General features: G+C 63.0%; 10 protein-coding genes and 2 pseudogenes. 5 read left to right on the plus strand and 7 right to left on the minus strand.

Translation table 11 applies throughout. From position 1 onward, the window contains the following. Positions 1-549: dermonecrotic toxin domain-containing protein (locus BM110_RS28570; RefSeq protein ID WP_139220354.1), on the minus strand; the 549-nt coding region annotated here is incomplete at its 3' end. A 152-nt stretch (positions 550-701) separates the two neighbouring features. On the opposite strand from BM110_RS28570, the gene BM110_RS28575 reads away from it, so the two are divergent. The 3 genes and pseudogenes from BM110_RS28575 to BM110_RS30260 form a co-directional block, all read left to right on the plus strand. Continuing rightward, positions 702-1,904, plus strand: a complete 1,203-nt coding sequence (locus tag BM110_RS28575; protein WP_092249862.1) for a hypothetical protein — start codon at positions 702-704, stop codon at positions 1,902-1,904. Between the two features lie 312 nt (positions 1,905-2,216). Beyond that, positions 2,217-2,942, plus strand: a pseudogene (locus BM110_RS30255) (dermonecrotic toxin domain-containing protein); the annotation flags it as partial. Between the two features lie 3,225 nt (positions 2,943-6,167). Next, positions 6,168-7,202 (plus strand): annotated as a pseudogene (locus tag BM110_RS30260) (NEL-type E3 ubiquitin ligase domain-containing protein); the annotation flags it as partial. Positions 7,203-7,222: 20 nt separating this feature from the next. Here BM110_RS30260 and ureC read toward each other — a convergent pair. From ureC to BM110_RS28610, 6 genes are all read right to left on the minus strand, one after another. After that, complete coding sequence (gene ureC / locus BM110_RS28585) at positions 7,223-8,923, minus strand: urease subunit alpha (RefSeq protein ID WP_071491633.1); 1,701 nt, start codon at positions 8,921-8,923, stop codon at positions 7,223-7,225. A 116-nt stretch (positions 8,924-9,039) separates the two neighbouring features. Next, positions 9,040-9,345, minus strand: coding sequence for an urease subunit beta (locus BM110_RS28590; RefSeq protein ID WP_058423547.1), 306 nt, complete (start codon positions 9,343-9,345; stop codon positions 9,040-9,042). Continuing rightward, on the minus strand, positions 9,342-9,875 hold the full coding sequence (locus BM110_RS28595; RefSeq protein WP_071491632.1) for a GNAT family N-acetyltransferase: 534 nt from the start codon (positions 9,873-9,875) through the stop codon (positions 9,342-9,344). The genes BM110_RS28590 and BM110_RS28595 overlap by 4 nt, the downstream gene beginning before the upstream one ends. 5 nt (positions 9,876-9,880) lie before the next feature. Further along, positions 9,881-10,393 (minus strand): GNAT family N-acetyltransferase, encoded by a 513-nt coding sequence (locus tag BM110_RS28600; protein ID WP_092249871.1) that lies wholly within the window; start codon positions 10,391-10,393, stop codon positions 9,881-9,883. 9 nt (positions 10,394-10,402) lie between these two features. Continuing rightward, complete coding sequence (ureA, locus tag BM110_RS28605) at positions 10,403-10,705, minus strand: urease subunit gamma (RefSeq protein WP_003171437.1); 303 nt, start codon at positions 10,703-10,705, stop codon at positions 10,403-10,405. Positions 10,706-10,708: 3 nt separating this feature from the next. After that, the gene (locus BM110_RS28610) at positions 10,709-11,548 is read right to left on the minus strand and encodes an urease accessory protein UreD (protein ID WP_093514629.1); all 840 of its coding nucleotides are present in this window, start codon (positions 11,546-11,548) and stop codon (positions 10,709-10,711) included. 252 nt (positions 11,549-11,800) lie between these two features. On the opposite strand from BM110_RS28610, the gene BM110_RS28615 reads away from it, so the two are divergent. Together BM110_RS28615 and BM110_RS28620 are read left to right on the plus strand one after the other, a co-directional pair. Further along, a complete protein-coding gene (locus BM110_RS28615; RefSeq protein WP_093514630.1) occupies positions 11,801-16,354 on the plus strand; it encodes a hypothetical protein in 4,554 nt (1,517 codons plus the stop codon). Positions 16,355-16,446: 92 nt separating this feature from the next. Then, positions 16,447-22,362, plus strand: a complete 5,916-nt coding sequence (locus BM110_RS28620) for a DUF4329 domain-containing protein (protein ID WP_093514631.1) — start codon at positions 16,447-16,449, stop codon at positions 22,360-22,362. Positions 22,363-22,377: the final 15 nt, after the last annotated feature.

Raw genomic sequence — 22,377 nt, forward strand, 5'->3', positions numbered from 1 at the left:
CACGGTCAGCGTGGTGGTGACGGGGTCAAAGCCGGTTCCAGTCGCCGCCTGGACCACGAACCCCGAGGAGGCATGAAAGGCACCGGCTTCGCATTCCGCGGCTTCGAAATTGTGCAGGGCGGCTTGCAGCAGTGGCAGCTTGAGCGCCTCGAACCAGCCGGCGGTGACGTTGAAGACACCCATCGTCACGCTCTTTCTCAGGCGGATATAGGTTTTGTCGACGTCCAGCTCGACCTTGAACTGATCCTTGAGGGCCTTGACCAACAACGGCCGGGCGAAGGTGTCGATGTCCTGCAACTGGGACATGGCGTTGTCCAGCGTGCTCTGGGCCGTGAAGCCGGCGGTGATGCAGTCCATAAGCGACTGGCGTTGCGCCGCAGAGGCGTGCTGGTACCAGTCTGGCAGTGCGTCGGGCGCGGTCTTGAGTGCATCTAACTGTTGCGGCGTGGCTTTTTTCAGCCAGTCGGGGATGGCGCTCTCGAGGAAAGTGGTGTGCACACTCTCCGAGACGGCTGGGCGAATCTCGTCCATTGGGGGTAAAGCTGCCATGAGTCACTCCTTGGATTTGGGAGCGGACAGCACATCACCCGCGCAGGGACATGACGCGGTAGATAGGTATGCACAGGCAGATTAACTATCTACCGCCACCTGCAGGTGGGGAAGGCTCAGATTCAGTCTTCCTATGCTTCAGGAGCATCACCATGACCGACGAAACACGCCCAACCTCCGCTGCGACCCCTCTGCCGTCTTCCTCCGTGGGAGTGTCGTGCCAGAGTTTGATGCAGTCCCAGCCACTTTTGACCTCATTACTGCACTACACACGGCTTCGCGCTCGTATGCGTCAGCACCTCGGAATGTTTGTCGAGCAGATGCAAAGCACGGATCCGCTGGTCTACTCCCACGCCGATCCGAGGTATCAACTGTACTTCATGAAACACTGCGGCTTCTTGCCCGATGCACCGCGTCTGCAAGTGTTGGGGGGCGGGCAGGTGTACTTCGATGATCTGATTGCTTCGTCCACGCCGCCCATAAGGCTGCCCCTGAGTGAGCAGCAATTGGCGCGAGGCGAAGTGCTGGAAGAAGTGCTGCGCGTGTTGCAGCGCAGCGATCCAACCCTGCAGAAAATACCTGGGGAAGAGGGTGAGACGTTGGCGGTGCGCGCCGGCAAATTGCGCGAAACCCTGGGTCGCTATGCGGGTTGCTTCAGACGTGAGCGGATTGATGCGCTCATGCAGGCCCTCGCCAGGCAAGTCTGCCGGGACGTGCGCAGTGTGCTCGATGCCTGTCCCCATCTATCTGCGCCCATCGCTCAGCGGTTGGTAGCGACATTGAATCCCGAGCAATTACGGGCGTTTCGTAGCAGCGGTCTGTTGCCGCAGGTGCAGGCCGAACAGGCCAGGGTGTGCGAACGGTTCATCCGCGAATTCTGTCTCTATGAGGACCTGCAGTACGGTACACCGCCGGCCCTGGACAGCATGCGCTTGGGCTTGCGCTTGCTGGAGACACTGCCCGGCTGGGAACCGGGCACTCGCATTGAGCTCAAGCAGCAATTGGGGGGCGCTCCCGTGGATGCCATCGGGATCGAGACGGCTGAACCCGGCAGGATGCTGGAAGTGCCCGTCCAGGAGGATAGGCGGGATTTCTACACACTGGTCTGGGACGCATTGCGGCCCCAGGAACGCAGCCGCCTGCACTTGTCGAACCCAGAGCAATTGAGGGCTGCCGTGGAGGCGGCGGTGCTGCCTGAGACTCAGATGAACAGTCTACTGGAGAGCCCGCCCGTCGAGGATGTGACCCGCGACCTCTTCGAGTCGATCACCCTCGGCAGGGGGCGCACGAACGGACGGGGCGCGGAGCCTGGACAGCACACGCGTAACCGCGTTGACGGGCGGATAAATAGTTAACCCCGCTCCCTCCTGCGGGGGGGCTAGGATCCGGTGATCTTCAAGTCACACAGTAGTCATCCCATGTCCAAGTCCCTCGCAGTGGAACCCTCCGCATCGTCCGCACCCATCGATCAAGGCCAGCATTACACGCTGATCAAACAGGCCATCGCACCATGCCTTATCCAGGCCTCGCCTGAGCGTCGTCAGGCCCTCAAAGAGACTGCGCCGCAAATTCCCGACTGGTACGCCGCCGCCTCCCAGGTCCAGAAGGACCAGCTCAAGACCCTGATGGATGCGCGCTGCGATGCGCTCAACCAGTTGGAAAAGTCCATGGGCAAATTGCAGTCAGTGACTGCGTTTGCCCAGCCGTTGCTGGAGGCGGCCTTGAAAAAAGCGGGCTTCGAACTGGACGTCCATCAAACCTGGCTGCGGCTTTATTCACCGGTGGAAGATGCCTTCGGCCGGCCAACGGGCGGGTTCAAGAGCAAGTCCTTTTCGTTGTTGCAGGCGGCGTTGAACAACTTCGAAGCGCGGGAGGCCGAGAAGGGATTTTTCAACCAATCCTCAGGCTTTATCACCCCACCCGATGCGCGCGGCCAGTTCGAACGCCATGCCACTTCGTTGCAGATCGAAACCTTTGTGCAATTGTGCCGTGACCTGGACCTTGGCGCGCAGTACCAGGCCTACCTCAAGACCTTCCTGGAACCCCAGGACGCGGTCGCCGAGGGCTTGCTGCGCGAGCGCTACCTGACCCACCAGAAAGCCGCGTTCAAGGCGGCGGCCTACCTGGCCCTGGTCAAGGGTGATATCGACGCGAGCGATCATGCCTTGCTGATGCGTGTGCTGGCCGGTGAACAATCGATCATGCTGGGCGACAAGCAAGTGTGGTACCGCGTGCCGTGCATGATGAACCTGCGCATGAGCGATTGCCTGGTCATCGACCCCTGCGTCAAATATCGCTATTCCCAATGGGTGATCATCTACGTCCCGGACGACCCCGAGCATCCGATCAAGCGGTACGCGTCATTCGCCGACTTCAGCAACGCCGTGACAGCCCGTCTTACTGCCGGCACGCAGACCCATGGCGACCGCTCCGTAGAGTTACCGGTTACCGAATACCAGCGGTTCTACAGCCGGTTCATTGATTACCGGCATCGCCCCTACTACTTTCGCCGGCTCACCGAGCTGGTGGTGGATGCACCGCCAGGATCGTTCATCGAGGATTGGTTGCGGTCCGAATGGGGCCAGTACCTCACGTCACTGGTGACGCCGTCGTACCTGCAGAGTATTCCATCGATTTTCGGTGAGCCTCGGCAGCAGATACGGGTGCCGATCAGCGCGCCGGAATTCAATATCGGCGCGAATGCGATCAAGGGGCTGTGGGAGGAAGTGGACCTGTGGCCCCATCGCTACGAAAGCTTGCGCAAGCGCCTGTCTGCCGATGCGCGGGCCCAGGCCGTGAGCACTGCCGACGCGGACGATGCTGAACGTGCGCGGCGTCTTGAGCATTATCTGAATACCGGCCTGTTTGCCGTGAACCTGCTGGGCATGGTGGTTCCGCCGCTGGGGGTGGCGATGTCCCTGGTCACGGCGGGGCAGTTGCTATACGAAGTGCTGGACGGTGTTATCGAGTGGGCACAGGGGGACCGCGAAGCCGGTTGGGCGCATATCACCGATGTGCTGGAAAACCTGGCCCTGCTGGCGGCCGGTGTGGGCGTGGCTCACTTGACCCTGTCGCCCTTCATCGAGCAGCTCAAGGCGGTGCAGTTGCCCAGCGGCAAGACCCGGCTGTGGAAGCCCGATCTGTCCATCTACGAGCATACTTCGCCGTTGCCCGCCGGTTCCGTCGCCGACGCACAGGGGCTGCACCAGGTCGACGGCAAACAGCTGCTGGAACTGGAGGGCAAGCGCTATGCGGTGCGGCAAGACCCGCAGACCGAGCGTTTTCATATCGAGCACCCGTCACGGGACGATGCCTATTTGCCGCGCCTGACCGCCAATGGCGAGGGCGCCTGGAACCATGAACTTGAGCAACCCTTGAAGTGGCAAGGCGCTACCCTGATGCGCCGCCTGGGGCCGGTGATGGACGGTTTCAGTGACACCGAGCTGGAACAGATCCGCCACGCCAGTGGCGTGACGCAAGACCGCTTGCGTCGGGTGCATGTCGAAGGTGAGCCGGTGCCGGCGATCCTGCTGGATACCGTTCGCCAATTCCGTGCCTATCGCGATGCGGGGACGGTGGCCGAGGAAATCGGCGCGGGCAAGCATTCCAGCGCATTGTGCAGCTTTCCAGCCTCACTGGCCGTGGACCTCACGGGTTGGCCGCAACAGCTGGCGATCGAAGCGTTTTCGGACACCGAGCCAGGCAGCCCGTCGGTGAAGTACGGCGCTCCCGGCGCTTCCACCCGCGACACCCTGCGGATCAGCCGTACAGAACTGATGAACGGCCAGTTACCCGCGCGGGTGATCGCTTTTCTCGATGAAGCCCAGATCCACACCTTGTTGCCTGGCTACACCCCCAGGACGCCGGAACTGCGCAGCGCGGCCCTGAAGACGCGCCTGCAAACCTTCGCGGTCACCCAGCGCGCGCGATTGATGCGCAGCCTCTACGCCGAGCAGCAGCCGCCCACGGACGCCGCAACCCAATTGATCAAGCGCCAGTTTGCGCGGGTCCCGACGCTGATGGTCCAGGAGTTGTTGGGAAGCGCTACTGCGCAGGAGAGAGCAGTGCTCGACACCCAGCAGCGTGTGCCGCTGCGGCTGGCGCAGCAGGCACACGAACTGCAGCAGAACATGCGCCTGACCCACGCCTACGAGGGCCTGTACCTGGAGGCGCTGGCGGATAAGGACACCGAAGCCCTGGTCGTCAATTCAGTGCCGAGGTTGGCGGGATGGAAGGACAACCTGCGCCTGGAAGTGCGTGAGGCAGAGCTGGACGGTGAGCTACGGGCCAGTTTCGGCCCGCAGCAGGCGACTGAACGCAAGGTGTTGGTGCGGGTTGGAGAGGGCCGTTACCAGGCACGCAATGTCCGCGATGAAACCCTGCATGAGCCCGACGACCTCTACTCAGCCATCCAGCACGCCTTGCCCGACGAGCACCGCCAGGCCATCGGCTTGCCGAACATCAAGCAAGGGCAGGAGCTGAAGGCCAGGATCATTGCCGCGGCGCTGCCCCGTGACCAGTTGCGCACGGTGCTTAAACTCCAGCAGCGGCGGTACCTCTTTTCACATCGGCCGTCACTGCGCCTGGCGAGCGGGAAATTGGGGTACCTGGCCAGCAACCACGGTCAGAATACGGTCTGGGGGCATATCATCGAGGAGCGCGTGCGCACCCTTTTCCCTGGGTTTACCTTCGAGCAAATAAACGCGTTCATCGACGACATGGGGTTGGAGTACCAATCCCGGCTCAAGGCCCTGGAGCTGGAGTACAAGACACTCGACAACACGTTGCAGAACTGGCAACGCGAACACTTCAACCAGGTCACCGAGGAGCAGCGTCGTTCCGGGGCGTTCCAGCAACAACGGTTCGCCCGGCTGCGGATCGTCAAGGCCTTGCGCGAAGCCTGGCGCCGCACGGGCCCCGAGGATGTGGATATCAGCGGGTATGCCCATGGGCAAGTCCTCGACCTGTCCGGCGAAGACCTGCACGGCCAGCTTGAGCAACTGCCGCTGTTGACCGCCAATTTCGACCATGTTTCGGCCCTTGAGCTATCGGATGCGAAAATCTCGACCGACCCTAGCCCCTTCCTGCGTTATTTCAAGCGGCTGCGGCGGTTGGGCCTGGATGGCAACAAACTGAGGGTGCTGCCGGAGCCGATAGGTCAGATGCAGCGATTGACCGCACTGGACCTGTCCGATAATCGGATCGTCCTGGACACGAACGCCGTCAACCACTTGAGTGGGCTTACGGAGCTGAACTACCTGGGGCTGGAAAGCAATCCGCTTGGCCGCGCGCCCGACATCGGCCGCATGCCGGACCTGGGCATGCTGCTGCTCAGCAACAGCGGGCAGACCACCTGGCCCACGGGCTTGTTTGAGCAACCACGGGCGCGTTCGTTCGTGCTGGACCTGAGCGCCAATCGGTTGGACAGCGTTCCCCAGGTCGAACCTGGGTCAAGCCACGCAAACACCGTGGCACGTACCCGTATCAGCGTGGAACCGACGTTCATTTCTGCGCAGAATCTGGAGATCGTCAGGGGCTACCGACTGTCCGTCGGGCTGGAGCCGGACCGTACCTATCCGCTGCGTGGGGTGATGGACAGCATCCATTGGCGCAGCGGCCTGAGCGATGAGCAGTGGCAGGCCAAACAGGACACCTGGGACGCCCTGGAAAATGAGCACGGGTCCGAGCCGTTTTTCGATGAGTTGCGCAAACTGTCCGAATCGGCAGATGCACTTGAACAAGAGGGCGCGGCCAAAATCGATCTCACGCGCAAAGTGTGGAAAATGATCGAATCCGCGGCCGCCAACACAGCCTTGCGTGAAAAACTGTTTGCCATGGCCGCGGCGCCCACCACCTGTGTGGATGCCGGTGCCCAACTGTTCAATGCCATGGGCGTTGAAGTGCTGGTGGCGCGGGCGTACGACTCGCTTCTCCCGGACACGGTGGAGCGCGACTTGCTGGCTGTGGCGCGCGGCAAGTCACGCCTGGATGAACTGGGTCGGATCGCTCGTGCCCGGGTCGATGCGCTGCTGGCCGAAGGGCGCAAATACCCCGAGCGCGACGCCGATGGCGAACGCATCACCCATCGCGATGCGCAGGGCAATGCGATGCGCGACATCGACGAGGTAGAGGTCTACCTGATCTACGCGACCGAATTGGCGCCCCGGGACAAATTGCACTTGCCCTGGCAATCCGCTCGGATGATGTTCTCGGAGCCGGACGTGACCGCGGACATGATCGAACAGGCCCGCAAGCGAGTGCTCGCCCTTGAGGAAGGTAACCTGTTGCGGCAATCGATCAGTGAGCAGCCGTTCTGGCTGGATTATCTCCGGCAGGCCCACACAGAGCCCTTCAGGACGCTGCAAGGCAAGGCAGAGGCCTGGCTGGATCTGCGCGATGCCCAGCAAGCCTGGCTCGACGCCGCTGATCCGGTGCAAAAGGACCGTTGGCGCAGCGAGGTACTGCGGCTGGCGGAACACCTGGGCAAGCCGGCCGCCGAGGTGCCGCCGGGGGCACTGATGACCCAGGCGCAGCTCGACGCCGAAATGGAGAAACTGGCGGCGCAAGACCGGGCCCAGGTGGAAAAGCTCACCGACGAAGCGTTACAGCGCGCCAAGTTGGACAGCATCGAAGACTTGTACCAGGACTTGTAACCGGACGCAGGCCGTACACCTCAGAACAGGAAGTAACGCTGGGCCATCGGCAGCACATCCGCCGGTTCGCACCATAACAGCACGCCGTCGGCCTTGACCTGGTAGGTCTGGGGATCGACGTCGATGTCGGGCAGGTAATCGTTGTGGATCAAGTCGGTTTTCTGCACGTCGCGACAACCCTTGACCACGGCGATCTGCTTTTTCAGGCCCAGGGCCTCGGGCAGCCCGGCGTCACGGGCCGCCTGGCTGATGAAGGTCAGGCTGGTGGCGTGCAAGGCGCTGCCAAAGCTGGCGAACATCGGCCGGTAGTGCACCGGTTGCGGCGTGGGGATCGAGGCGTTGGCGTCGCCCATGAGGCTGGCGGCAATCGCGCCGCCCTTGAGGATCAGCGTCGGCTTGACCCCGAAGAACGCCGGGCGCCACAGCACCAGGTCGGCCCACTTGCCCACTTCGATGGAGCCGACGATATGGCTGACGCCGTGGGTAATCGCCGGGTTGATGGTGTACTTGGCGATGTAGCGCTTGATCCGGAAGTTGTCGTTGCCTGCACCGTCGCCCGGCAGCGGGCCGCGCTGTCTTTTCATTTTGTCGGCGGTCTGCCAGGTGCGTGTGATGACTTCGCCGACGCGGCCCATGGCCTGGCTGTCGGAGCTGATCATGGAAAATGCGCCAAGGTCATGCAGGATATCTTCGGCAGCGATGGTCTCGCGGCGGATACGGCTTTCGGCGAAGGCGACGTCTTCGGCGATGCTCGGGTCGAGGTGATGGCAGACCATCAGCATGTCCAGGTGTTCGTCGATGGTGTTGCGGGTGAAGGGCCGTGTCGGGTTGGTGGAGCTGGGCAGCACATTCGCAAAGCCGCAGGCCTTGATGATGTCCGGCGCGTGGCCGCCACCGGCGCCTTCGGTGTGGTAGGTGTGGATGGTGCGGCCCTTGAGCGCGGCGAGGGTGGTTTCGACAAAGCCGGACTCGTTGAGGGTGTCGCTGTGGATCGCCACTTGTACGTCGTACTCGTCGGCCACGCTCAGGCAGTTGTCGATGCTGGCGGGGGTGGTGCCCCAGTCTTCGTGCAGCTTCAAGCCGATGGCGCCGGCCTTGACCTGCTCGATCAATGGCTCGGGCAGGCTGGCGTTGCCTTTGCCGGTGAAGCCGATATTCATCGGGAATGAGTCGCTGGCCTGGAGCATGCGCGCCAGGTGCCACGGGCCAGAGGTGCAGGTAGTGGCATTGGTACCGGTGGCGGGGCCTGTGCCGCCGCCGATCAGGGTGGTGACGCCGCTGTTCAGGGCCTCTTCGATCTGCTGCGGGCAGATGAAGTGCACATGGCTGTCGATGCCGCCGGCGGTGAGGATCATGCCTTCACCGGCGATCACTTCGGTACTGGCGCCGATGGCCATGGTCACGCCGGGCTGGATATCCGGGTTGCCGGCCTTGCCGATGGCGTGGATGCGGCCATTTTTCAAGCCCACGTCAGCCTTGACGATGCCCCAGTGATCGATGATCAAGGCATTGGTGATCAGGGTGTCGACCACTTCATGGGCGAGCAACTGGCTTTGGCCCTGGCCATCGCGGATCACTTTACCGCCACCGAATTTCACTTCTTCGCCGTAGACGGTGAAGTCCTGTTCGACCTCGACGAACAGCTCGGTGTCGGCCAGGCGGACCTTGTCACCGACGGTGGGGCCGTACATGTCGGCGTAGGCTTGGCGGCTGATTTTCATGTGGTTGCCCTGAAGATATGTGTTGAATGTGAGATCGCTATCGGAGGCAAGCCCCCTCCCACCTTGATGTGTGAACACGGTCAAAATGTGGGAGGGGGCTTGCCCCCGATAAGGCCCTAAAGATCACCCATGATCCGACCTGCAAAGCCGAATACCCGCCTGCCACCACTCAAATCCACCAACTCGACCTCGCGACTCTGTCCCGGCTCGAACCGCACCGCCGTGCCCGCCGGAATATTCAGGCGCATGCCACGACTCGCCGCCCGGTCAAACGTCAGTGCGTCATTGGTCTCGAAGAAATGGTAGTGCGAGCCCACCTGAATCGGCCGGTCGCCACTGTTGGCCACGCTTAGAGTGACGGTGCGCCGGCCCACGTTGAGTTCGATGTCGCCAGGCTGGATCCGGTATTCGCCAGGAATCATGCAGGTTGCCCCAGTTTCTTGAAGTAAATGGCGGTCGGGCTGTAGCGCCCGTCCGGGCTTTGGCAGTAGTCGGGCAGTTCACCGAGCCTGGTGTAGCGCAGCGACTGGTAGAAGGCTTCGGCCGGTGAACCGGCTTCGGTGTCCAGGTACAGCAGGCCGCGCTGGTGCTGGCGTGCGGCGAGCTCCAGGGTGTGCATCAGTTGCTGGCCCAGGCCATGACGCCGCGCGCTGCTGTGTACCAGCAACTTTTGCACTTCGGCGCGGTTGAGGCCGTTGGCTTTTTGGCACAAGGCCAATTGCACACTGGCGATCACCTGTTCGTCGCGTACCACGACCCAGAGCAACAGGCTGGCGTCTTCAATACTCGCCTGCACAGTGCTCAGGTAAGCACGCGCCTGGGCCTCATCGAAGTCCGCCATGAAGCCGACCGATGCGCCGTGCCTGACGGCATCCAGCAACAACTCGATCAAGCCCGGGCGGTAATGGGCAAAACTTTCTGCATTGACTCGACGCAGGTGCGTGGCGTTCATCGTTTTCACTCCTGGGGCGGTTCGGCGCCCGGGTTCAAGGCCAGTTGCATGAAGGTCAGGTCCAGCCAACGGCCGAACTTGATGCCTACCTGCGGCATTTGCCCGGTGGTCACGAAGCCCAATCGTTCATGCAGGCGCACGGAAGCCAGGTTGCCGCTTTCGATGGCGGCGACCATCACGTATTTACCGCCTTCCCGCGCACGTTCGATAAGCGCTTGCATCAGGCGTGGGCCGAGGCCTTTGCCACGCTGGTCGTGACGCACATACACCGAGTGCTCGACGCTGTAGCGGAAACCTTCGAAAGGGCGCCAGTCGCCGAACGAGGCATAACCGGTGACTTCATCGTTTTCCAGCGAGACCAGGATCGGGTATCCCTGGGCATGCCGCGCACTGAACCAGGCCTGGCGATTGCCCAGGTCCACCGGCTGTTCGTTCCAGATCGCTGTGGTGTTGAGTACCGCATCGTTGTAGATATCGCGGATCGCCGGCAAGTCGTCTTGGGTCGCATCACGAATCATGACCAGGCCTCACGCGATGGGTTGGTGGACGGTGACCAGTTTGGTGCCGTCGGGAAAGGTGGCTTCCACCTGGATGTCCGGAATCATTTCCGGGATGCCTTCCATCACCTGTTCGCGGCTGAGCAACGTGGTGCCGTAGTGCATCAGGTCGGCCACGGTGCGGCCGTCGCGGGCGCCTTCCATCAGCGCGGCGGAGATGTAGGCGATGGTTTCCGGGTAGTTGAGCTTCACTCCGCGCGCCAGCCGGCGCTCGGCCACCAGGCCTGCGGTGAAGATCAGCAGTTTGTCTTTTTCCCGTGGGGTCAGGTCCATGGTTCAGGTACTCCAGATTCGTGGTGAAACGGCTTCCCGGCCGAGCACCGCCGGGCGCAACAAGCGCCATAAATCGATCAGCCATGCCCGCGCCAGCAGTGCTTCACTGGCCAGGCAACGGGCGACCAGCAAGCCGGGCAATTGGGTCAGGTCGCCGCGTACTGCATGGGGCAGGGTGCGGCAGTGTTCCAGTAAGTCTGTGTCGATTTCACCGGTGAGCAGCAGCGTCGCGAACACCGGCTGGCCATCCAGCCCGATGGGCGACTCCAGCAAGCCGTCGGCGCCCACAATGCTCTGGCGTTCATGCCAGAGCAACCGGCCGTCGCGGCGGATATCCAGATGAGACTGGAAATGCCCCAGATCGAAGCGCTCGCCACTGGCCGGGCGACCCAGGGCGACCACGTCCCAGTAAAACAGACGGGCATCGCCCTGCAGGTCGATGCGCGTGGTGAGCTCGGCCTGGGCCGCACTGAACACGATGGTTTCCTGGGGCAGCCATTCCAGGGTGGCGCCGGCTTGCACGGTGAGTTTCAGTTGCTGATAGGCAGGGCCGCTGGCGCGATACCACTTGGCCGCGCCGGGGCTGGTCAATTGCGCCCAGGCGCCTTCGGCGACATGCGCGCGGATATCCAGGCGGTCACCGCCGGCAATCCCGCCGGGCGGGTGCACGATGATGTGCTGGCACACTTCGGGGCCCTCGGCGTACAGGTGCTTCTGCACCCGCAGCGGGCCCAGGTGGCGACGCATCACCGGGCGGGTGGTGTCACCGATACGGGCGTAGCCGAGTTCCAGCTCGGCATGCCAGCTGGGGGTGAACAGGGCGGTGGAGGCGGGCAGGTTCATGGTGAATGCAGGTGGTCTTTTTTTAGGCCGTGCCTGGGTAAAGCAAAGGACGTGCCGGGGGCAAGCCCAACGTCACGGTGGGCAGGCGCAGTGAATTGCGCCGTATTGGTGCGCCATGGTCGAGCGCGGCCCGCTCGCTGAGCCGTTATGGTGCGCGCACATTAGTTATCTAACGCCTGCTCTCTGCGCCCCTCGCCAAGATGGTGGCACTGTAAGGGTGGTGGTCCACCCTTTTATCAAGGAGTGAACTGCATGACCTATTCCGCCCAGACCCTGTTGCACCGCCTGAGCCCACCTTTTGGCGCGTTGAATGATGCCGCACGTTACGCGGCGGCGCAGATCGACAGGACCAAGGGCCGATCCTGCGGCGGGTATATCTTTACCGACGCGCAGGGCTACTGTCGCGCTTCGTCCCCTCAAGAAGGGCGGTTGGAGGATTTTCTGTTCAGCGATGTCGAGACCATGGTCCCGGCCTTCGTTCAGATGCGAAACCATGGCTATCAATACGAGGCGTACTACTTCTGTGATATCGACCGTCATGCCCAGATCAGCCGCCTGCGCCCGGGCTGGTCGGCCTCCCGCATTACCCTCACGCAAAGTGTCCCCTGCTTCGAGGCCGTATTGGCGACCAGCTTTTTAAGGGTGTTCTACACCGTTGGGCCGCAAGGCTCCCTGGTCAGGTTCGTGCTCAATGAGGGGCCGATGCCACAGGACTTTGTCCTGCGCATGCGGGCTCGGCTGAAGGGGCAGGCGACACCGGCGCTACCCTTGGACAGCGAGCCGGTCGAAGCCTACATCCAGGAATTGCTGGCGGTCGGCCAAGTATCGGTGGTCGTCAGCTCGCCGGTCTGGGCGGGGTGGCGTGCAGACCTGTCCAGCCAGTGGCGTGCCTACTTGCCCAATCCGAACCCCATTGTCCAAGAGCCTTACCTGGGGCCGATCCTGGACGACCCCGAAAAGGTCATGGCGCTGGTCCATGAGCAACTGCTGCGTAATCCCGACGCGCAGCAAGTCGGATTCATCCTCAAGCACCGCAGCCGCCAGGCATTCATGGCGACCGAGCCGGTAGTGGTGGCTCAGGTGCAGTTCGATCCAGCGGTTGTGTTTCGGTCGGACAACGACGGCAATTTCTTTATCCCGCATATCTGGACACTTGTGGGGGCCTATACATTGTGTGCCGATGTGCCCGCGCCGCCGAAGGTCAGGCAACCGTGGTTGTATGAGCGCTTTATCCAACCGCTGCCGTTGGCCCATGCTATCAATTTGTCCAGGGTGGTCACCGGCGGGCCCGGGTTCGGGTTTTATCTGAGCACTTATGACGGTGCGCAACTCAAGTTGCTGTTCGCCAATGCCCAGGCGCAGTCGCCATTTTTCAATCCAACACCGACGTCGCAGCGCGGCATCGACAACAACCTGAATGCGGGGTTGGTGGCGGGCGTTATGACGCCCCTGGAGTTTGTACGGAAAGTGGCTGCAGCCAGCGAGCTGACGGTGCTGCGCACCAGCCTGTTGTGGGACGTTCCCGGACGCGTCGGTGCGCAGTGGAAACCCTATGCCCGTCATGCCCTGACCTTTGGTCCGGCGTTCGTGATGGCTGATGATGCCGCGCGCTACGCCCACGAGCAAATCGGCAGCCGGCGCGATCACAGCTACATCGGCCTGATTCTGCAGCGTGATGATCACCGCTTCGTCGCGACCGAGCCGTTGGCAAACCCAGGCGGGCGTTTCGACTTGAGCCAGGTCTACCCGCTGGACCGCCATGGCCAGCTCATCTTGCTGCCGAAGGGGCATCGTGTACGGGGTATCTATAGCTCGCGCAGACGCGCCGAGAACGGCGCTTTCAAGTGGTCTGAAGAGGAAGCGGCAATCGCGGGCCAGATGTTTACGGACACGGATTTGCATGCTGTGTTCGGCCTGCAACAGGACGTCCCGCTGGCCTACCTGTCGGGCTCGGCGGACAGCCTGCTGTGCTATGAGCCGTTTGCGCCGGGCATGGCCCATGACCTGCGTGCCCGCGTCGCCCCTGGCCCCGGTGGCAGTGAAGTGCAGCACCAATTGCAGGACGGCACGTTGCAGCCTGGCGACCTGGTGCGCGAAACGGTCTTGGGCGGGTTGCTGCGGGTGGTGGTGGGCAGCCGGGTCTGGGGGCCTGCGGGCAAGGTGGAGAGCGACTGGTCCGGGCCGTTCGAACCCGATGAGTACCGGGTTGCCTCACCACCGGAACTGGGCCCCGTATTTGCCACTGCCGCCCAGGCCGTGGAGCACGCCTGTGCCCGTGGGCGCACGCGCTACGCCATCGGCGCGAGTGGCCTGGGGTTGGTGATCAAGCATGTGACGCTGGATGAGTTCGCTGCCACGCCTGTCCTGCCGGGGCACTTGCTGGATCGCCTCTATCACGCTGCAGAGTTCGGCGCCCCGGTCCTGATCGATGAGTTTCGAGTGTATGCCGTGTACTACGCCTGCCAGCGCATGACCCGCGCACTGGTGGGGCAGGAGGCCTGGCTGGCCCGCCATTTCATCGATGCGCAGGCGCTGTATCAGGCCCTCTACGATGAGCGTGGCGTGAGGCGTGGAGGGCTGATGTCACCGTTGCCGCTGTACTGTTCGCCACTCGATGGCGCACTGCTGGAGTTCCACACCCGGCAAGATCCGTTTCCCCTGTTTGTCGACGACTCCGGCCAGGTCGATCCGCAGGTGCTGCCGGCCAAGCTGGCGCTGACACTGACGCCACGCAGCTATGTCCGCCACATGGCGGCAAGTGGTCAATTGTCTGTGCGGGTGACCAGTGAATGCTGGGACGTGGCAGGGCGGGTCGGAGCCGACTGGCTGGCGTTCGCGCACATCAGCCGTCGCCTGTTGGGCCCGGTATTCAGCAACGCGGATGACGCCGCGCGTTATGCCCTGGAGCGCCTGGGCACGCGGCGCGACCAAGTGTACGGCGGGCTGATCCTGCGGCGTACCGACGGCTTGTTCACTGCCACCGAGCCGTTGCCGGTGCAGGTCGAAGACTTCGCGCCGGGTTGGATTCGCCTTGATGAACTGGTGACGCAGGCTATGTTTCTGCACGCCAGTACCTGTGTGGCGCGTTACCACTCGCGGGTGGCGGGTGAGGTGCCCTTTGCGCTTCCCGAGCAGGAGCGCGCGGTGTACTGGAACATGTTTTCCACGGCGTTCCTGGCGGCGATACTCAGCCCTTCGACGGTGCCGCCCAGGCATTCGGTCGGGCCTGAATACCTGTTGTGCGACGACGATGCGCTGTTGTGCTACACGCCCAGCCACAACGCGCTTGAACAGAGCCTGGAGCATAAAGTGTCGGTGCGCGGCCGCGACAAGGATCACCCCGAACGCAACGATATCGAACGCAGCTTTCGCGACGGCACCCTGACCCCCAGCGAATTCGTCAATCGCGTTGCCCGTGCGGGTGAACTGCGGATTGTCCAGGGCAGTGCACTGTGGGGGGCCGCGCGCACGCTCACGCACTGGGTACCCGGTGCTGTCTCGGCCATGACGGGGCCTGTCACGGCGGATACGGAACTGACGCCGGTGTTCGCGCAACGCATTGACCTGCAGGCTTATCTGCACCGCCTGGCTGGCCCGCGTGAGCGTCTGCAGTTCGGCCTGCTGTTGAAGGCCAGGCATGTCGAGCGGTATGTGGCCAGTGTCCCGCTGCCCGGTGACAGTGGGGCATTGAGCCTGGACCGAGTGATGCTCGACGGCCTTGCGCCCCAGGGCTTCGAGCTGCTGGGGCTCTACCTGTGCCCACCGGCAAGGACGGACATTCTGGAGCACGACCCGTTGTACAGCCGTTTCGTGTCGCCCCAGGACCTGGCGCGCGCCTGGGGCGTGCGAACGCCGACCCATCATGCCTATTTGCCGATCTATGTGGGGTGTGTGGACGGCGCCTGGCTCAAACTGAACCCCACCAGCGCCACGCCGTTCGCCGCGGGCATGCCTTCGACCGAGATCTGGCGGCAGCTTAAGGCCGGACGCTTGCAGGCCTTGGCGTATGTGCGTCAGTTAGCCGGTGCCCTGGAGATTCAGGTGGAGCAGGTCAGCACCACGTGGAGCGTGCGCGGCAAGGTCGACGCCGACTGGGTTGCCGGCACCAAGGCCGCAGACTCGCGGCAAAACCGTCCATTACTGTTCGGCCCGCTGTTTTCACACCCGGACGACGCTGCCCGCGCGACCGCCCACCGCATGGGGACATTCCAAAAGGAGCAAGGGCTGGGGGCGATTCTGGTGGATGCTGCGCGGGCTTCGTTCATTGCGGCCGAACCCCTTGAGGACCACGGTATCGAGTCATCGGTGCCGCAACGCCTGTTTCTGTATGAAAGCACGTTGCTGTTTCCCGACCCGCCGACACCGGACTATCCCAAGGGTTACCAACTGCAGGCTTGCCATCTTTTCTACAAGACAATGGGCGAGGGCTCCGGCAATGAAGACCTCGCGGCTCATTTCGTCAGTCGGGACGAGTTGGGGTTTTATCGCAACCTGTTGAAAGTGGGCGGCGTCCAGGGCGCCTTCTGCTACCTGACCACGCGTCAAGGTGCTTTGCTCAAGTACCAACCCAGGTTTACCCCGCGGGAGGAGGAGCTGTTCACTGGCCAGTTGTTTTTCGGCCCTGTCGATTACCAGCCGACTGAATGGCTGTCGCGCCTTGCCACCGATGGGCACCTGTACGTGCTGGAGCCGGATGACTACTGGACACTCAGCGGCTTGTTGCATGTGGATTGGTCGGTGCGCGACGGCCAGCAGCAACCGCACATGGAGGTGCAGCCCCAGCGCCCGGCCAAGGACGAATTCTGACGCCTTGGCGCACCACACATAGTTAAGACCCTGCGGGAAGGACGGGCGCTTTAAATGTCCGTTTCCCAGATCACGCCCGAGGGGGCTTCACGATGGATACCCATGCTTCGCCGCACGCCGATGACAGTCGGCAAACACCTGCCTCAGGCGCTGGCCTGCCGGCACTCAGCCCGCCGTTCATCACCGCGGATGACGCCGCTTATTGGGCCCACCGGCACATCGGCAAGAAACGCGAGGGGGAGTACGGCGGTGCGATTCTCAAGTACACAGAGCGTTACTTCGCGACGGTGCCAAAAAGGGGCGCCGCCAAACAGATTGCCCTCGACAGTGTGATCCCGATCGTGGACGGCAAGCCGATCCTGCCGGCGGGCTATACCTGCTACGGGTTCTACCACTCCCATCCCGATACCGATGACGACTTTCCCGCCAGGCTGTTCCCGCCCCGGGAGCGCACCCTCCTGCGGGGTCTGTATTCGTATCCGGACATGCAGGTCATCGAGCGGTTGAGCGGCCACGTGGCGGCGAGCTACCTGTCCGGGCCGGATGGCACCTTGTTGAAATTTGTAGTGCGCACCCGGGGGAAGCTGCAGGCGTTCCTCTCCCAGCTTGACCCGGTCAACCACCCGAACATCGATTTTTTCAAGGACTACGTGCCGGCGCTGGCCGAGGCGGGTGCACTGTCGGTGCTGGTGGCCAACAGTGCCTGGGGCGGCGTGCGGGGGCGGGTGAGCAAGGCATGGGTACTCAACGACTGGGCCCTGAGTCGGCCCTTGACGGGCGGTGACCGGATGCAGCCGTTCTTCTCTCCGGTCATGCCCAAGCCGCTCGTGTCCGAGTTGATTCCCGCCACCGACAAGGCACTCGACCAGCCCTTTTTCGGGTATCTGCTCAAGGCCACGGGAGAGGACGCCTATGTCTGTACCCTTGGCGAACGGTTGACCCCGGAAGGCGCGCTGCCCCCGCAGGTATTTCCACGGGGCAACGATGGCCAGGCGCAGTTGCCGCCAGGCTTTTTGATCGAGGGTGCCCTGCTGGGCCGGACCTCGGCGAGCCTGCCGGCGATTTCACCGGTGTTCCTGGCGAGCCTGGCCGAGATGCTGGCATCGGCGCCGGCGCTGTTCGACCCACAGAGGTCGCCGACCCTGTATCAGCGGCTCATTGATAAAAGCCTGATGAGCTATACCCTCTCGGGGACGCATGCCGAGCGTTCGTTTCTGGGGGCGGATGGGGCGGCGGCACAACCGCAACTCGAGGACGGTACGCTGACCGAATACCGTTATGTCGACCGCTTGGCGAGCATGGGCGAGTTGAACGTCCGCGAGGGCGGAACGATCTGGCGCAGCCTCGGGAAAGTCCAGCCCTGGTTTGAACGGCAGCAGGCTGACCTGAGCCCGGCCTTCTTCAGGGCCGATGACGCGGCCCGTTATCTCTATGAGCGCGTGCGTCAGCGCGACATCCTGCAACTGGGGTTTATCCTGCAGCGCAGCGACGGCAGGTTCGTGTCGACGGCGCCTATTGGCGACACCGAGCTGCTCGCGCAAATGGGCCTGTCATTCGGTACCGTGCTCGATGCCATGGCCTTGCCACCGGATTACCGCTACCACGGCTTTTTCATCGCCGTGGACACCGACCCGGAAAAAATACGCAAGATATTGGCCGCTGGCTCGGATTATGACGATGAATGGACGCTGGACGAACGACTGCTGTTGACCCTCAATGTCCCTTTGCGGACGTATGTCGCCAGTTTCACCAGGCGTGGGCAACCCATTCCCAGCCTCTACTATTCGGGCACGGCGGGTTCGCTGATCAAATATGTACGCAGTGGCAGTGCGCTGGAACTTGATCTTCATGACGCGCTGCAGGAAATCCAGCGCACCGGTACCATCAAGCCGCGGCTTGACCGGTTCCGCGGCGCGCCCCCGCATGTCCTCGATAAGATGGTGCGCGCGGGCGAGTTTCATGTCATCGAGACAAACCCGGTGTTCGGCAATTCCCGGGGCCGGGTGCCTGTCACATGGCAACCCTTTGAGCCGTTTGTAGCGGTGACTCCGGTGGAGCCGGCGTATACCTGGGTCGTGTCTCACCCGGAACTGGCGGCTGAAGTGGTGCACGCCCGGTTCAACCTCAAGCCGGGAGTGAGGCAGGTCGCGTTCATTCTCAAAGACACCCAGGCCCCAGCGTATTTCGCCACGTTGCCCCTACCCTTGACCGAGGCGGTCGGCAGGTCGTTGTTTTCGCCTGCATCGGTGTTCGCACGCGATGCCAAGGGCGAGCCAGTGATACCCGAGGGGCATGAACTGCACGGCATTTGCTATCAGTCGCTCCCAGCCCTTGGGATGAATACTCGAGAGCATTGGCTGTACGAGAGCTTTGTGGCGCCCGAGGACCTCGGCGCGGCGATCGCCCAGGCACGGGCAGCGGACCGGACGCTGCGTTCGTTTTACCTGAGCACCCGAGATGGCGCGCAACTGCAATACCGGTTCAGCGGGACCGGCCTCGAGAGCCAGTTGTATGGGGTCACGCCTACCGGTCGCGTCACCGATAACGGTCACCAGGCCAGCCTGCTCTCCGGTGCGGTAACGCCCACTGAGTACGTGCTGCGGGTTGCGGCGGCAGGGGCGCTGTCGGTGCAGGTGGCCGGCCGGCTCTGGGACGTGACCGGGCGCGTGGAGCAAACCTGGAAACCCTTCGCCCGGTATCGGACGCCGGTGTTCAGCGCACCGTTCCTGCATGCCGATGATGCGGCGCGGTTTGCCCATGAACAGGTGAATGCCGCTCGGTACGCGCAGTACTGCGGCTGCATCCTCAGGACGCCGGACCAGCGGTTTATCGCCACCTTGCCGATTGCTTGCACCGACGCCGGGCGCTTTGCCCTCGAGACAGTATTCCCCGTGGATCATGCCGGCGTGCTGTTGGTCCCCGAACCCTACACGCTGCATGGACAGTACGCCTCATGCCGTTCGCTGGCGCGCCTGGATCGGGGGCATATGCAGCGCCAGGGCTGGACGCGGGAAGAGGCCAGCGTGGATTGGCAACGGTTCAGCGATGCCGACCTGCACAGCCTGATCGGCAATCGACACTGGGTCTCCACCGGGTATCTCTCCTGTGATGAAGATGGCCTGATCGCCTTTGATCTCACGGGGGCCAAGGAACAATTAGCGCTGATGGCCGAGGTGGCGCCCGGTAGTGGGTTTGAGGCACGCGAGCCGCTGGCCATGGTGCGACACGTATCCGCCCTGGGCCTGCGCATTGTGCTCGGCAGCCCATTGTGGGGACCGCCGGGCAATGTCTTGGCAACCTGGCGCCCGTACCCGGCCTCGGCACCTTTTGCAAGACCGCAACAGGTGGCTTTCGGCGCGATATTTTCCACTGCCCGGGATGCCGTCACGGACGCCCACCGACGCCTGCGACGGGGCTATCACCCGGCCCAGACGGCGTTTGCGTTTTTGCTCAAGCACGCCGACAAGGATGAGTACGTGGTGAGCGAATTTGTCCCCGCAGACGCGGCCAACCCGTTGTTCACCCAGGCAAGTCTGTTTGCCGCCCAGGAGGACGGGGCGTTCATCTACCCCGCGCCGTTCGAGTTGCACGGTTTGGTGTACGCGCGCCGGTGGATGCCCGAGGCGCTGCAGAATCCACAGCGCTGGCTGGCCAGGCACTTCCTGTCCTCGGCTGACTTGTACAGCGCCTTCCTGGCCGCCAGGCGTTGGCGGGATACGGGCAGCGAGGTGACCCTGCCTGTGTTCATTTCCACTCTGGATAATGCCTTGCTCGAGTACCAGGCAGACATTTCGACGCGGCTCTTCGACCCGGTCAAACAATCGTCCGGTATTTTTGAGGACGTACACACCCGACTGAGTTCGGGTCAGTTGTCAGCCCAGGCCTTTATCAGGAATGTCATCGCCACCAGCTGGCTTGGCGTGTTGGTGACCAGCGAATGCTGGGACGAGGAAAGCAACAGGCTGGGAGCGGACTGGCTGCCCTATGCGGACTTCAGTCGCAGAGCGTTGAGCCCGGCGTTCTTTGATCAGAACGACGCCGTGCGCTATGCACACGAACGAGTGGGTGAGCGTCGTGACAAGATCTACGCAGGCTTGCTGCTCAAGCGTGTCGATGGCCTGTTTGTCGCCACCGAGCCGTTGCCCGTGGCGACGGAGAATTTCGATCCCAAGTGGATCCTGCCGGATGAGGATGTGCGTGCCGACTGGCTGGCTCCTGGCCTGACGCTGGTGGGGCGCTACCGTTCGCGCCGCGATGTATTGCCCGGCTTCATCCTGGATGAGGACGGCGAGGCGGTTTACCGGGCGATGTTTTCCACCGAGGTGCTGGCCACGGCACTCACCTGCCAGCACCTGTGGAGCCATGAGTATCTGTTCGGGCTCGACGGTTCGGTAGTCGGGTTCAGTTGCAAAAACGCATTGGGCACGACGCAGCAAGGCCGGCTGGCAGACGACCTTGAGGCACTCAGGCAAGCCGTGGCACCGGCCGGGCGGACACCCCACGACCCACTGAGCAATCAGCTGGAGCAACAGATGCGCGATGGCCGCCTGACGCCTGTCGAATACGTCAACCGGGTACTTAACGTCGCGTCCCTGTCGGTGGTGCAGGGCAGTGCGTTGTGGGGCAATGCACAGGCCCTGGGCAGCGCCTGGCTGCCTGCCCGTGGGTTCCTGAGCCCGGATCGGTTCATCCACGCCACGGCGGACCGTGCCATGGGGCCGGTGTTCAGCCATATCGACGACGCCGCACGCGATGCCCATGAGCGGGCGGGCGGGCACGAGCGCCTGACCTACGGATTTATCTTCAAACTGGCCAACGGGCATTGGATGGCCAGCCTGCCGGTGGAGGGTGAAGACAAGAGGTTCCCCTATGATCGGGTGCTGCTGGGCGGGCGCTTGCCGGTGGGCTGTACGGTGGCGGCACTGTACCTGTACGCCCCGGCCCGGCAGCCGCAAGAATTGCGAGCGTCCCCGGTGTATCACGCGTTCATCCCGCCGAGTGTGCTGCGCGCCGCGTTGGGGGTGGTGCGTACGAGAAAAAATGCCGGCGCAGCGGCCTTTCTGCCGCTGTACCTGTCCTGCGCCGACAGCGCCTTGCTCAAATACCAGGCCACGCGGCTGGACGATGATTGGGATGCCGAGCCGCAGTTGCAGGCATACATCAAGCGGTTGAATGGGGACTTCAACCCCCGTGAATACATCCTCCAGGTCGCCCGTGCGGGGCAGCTCGATGTGCTGGTGACGGGTGATATCTGGGCCGGCAAGGGCCCCGTCCTGCAAACCTGGAGCGAGCGTTCCGGCTCTACGGCCGCTGAGGCGCTGGATGCCAGGGTTGCCCTCGGGCCGTTGTTCTCCCATCCGGACGACGCCGCGCGCGATCTGTGGCGCCGCTACCCGGCCGCTCCAGGCAAGGCGTGGATGGCCGCCATCCTGCAAAACCCGGCAGGCAACAGTTACCTGGCCAGTGAGCCGGTGGACGACAGCGGGCCCAGTGTCTATGTGGGACTGCGCAGCGGCACGCGTGCCTACCAGCGCCTGTTTGGCGGGGTGATGAACCTGGACCCACGCACCACGCCGCGCCCCAAGTACCCGGCGGGTTATCGCGTGATGGGCGTGCAGCAACTGCACAAGTGGGAGGTCGGTCTGGAGCAATCGGCGGATCGGTATGAACAGGCCATCGCCGACAACTTCATCTCACAAAAAGAGTGTCGGTTCGTGGTCGATATGCTGAGGCAGGATAACGTGGTGGGTGCCCGTTACTACTTCACCCCCAGGGCGGGCGCGCTGTTGGTCTATGCGCCCAGCTTCGAGCGTGCCGAGCACGACTTGTTGCTGTTCGGCTGGGTCGATCCCGAATCGGACAAACCCAGGGTCAGTACCCGCGAGGCCCTCACGACGCTGTTCAATTCCGGCAGGTTGTATGTGCTGGAGCCCGATTCATTCTGGCAGCCGAGGGGGCATGTCGCGTCGCGGTTCTTGATGGAGCTGCGCAAAGTGCCGCACGGTTGAGCGTTGAAGGGGGGG

Source organism: Pseudomonas sp. NFPP28 (genome assembly GCF_900115535.1).
Classification (GTDB): domain Bacteria; phylum Pseudomonadota; class Gammaproteobacteria; order Pseudomonadales; family Pseudomonadaceae; genus Aquipseudomonas; species Aquipseudomonas extremorientalis.